Source organism: Mesorhizobium delmotii (assembly GCF_900149755.1).
Classification (GTDB): Bacteria; Pseudomonadota; Alphaproteobacteria; order Rhizobiales; family Rhizobiaceae; genus Mesorhizobium; species Mesorhizobium delmotii.
Genome location: NZ_FUIG01000013.1, coordinates 1 through 215 on the forward strand (window position 1 = coordinate 1; position 215 = coordinate 215).

General features: G+C 64.2%; 1 protein-coding gene. It reads left to right on the plus strand.

The window, feature by feature from the left end; genetic code table 11:
- Positions 1 to 215: transposase (locus BQ8482_RS01385; RefSeq protein ID WP_133254734.1), on the plus strand; the 215-nt coding region annotated here is incomplete at both ends.

A 215-nucleotide genomic window follows, 5' to 3' on the forward strand; every position in this document is an offset into this window, starting at 1 on the left:
GGCCGAGAAGGCGCTGACCGCCGTCATCCAGGAGGCCTACGTCCAGGGTATCTCGACGCGCTCGGTCGACGACCTGGTCAAGGCGATGGGCATGAGCGGCATCTCCAAAAGCCAGGTCTCGCGGCTGTGCGAAGAGATCGACGGCAAGGTGAAGGCCTTCCTCGACCGGCCCATCGAGGGCGACTGGCCATACCTGTGGATCGATTCCACCTACC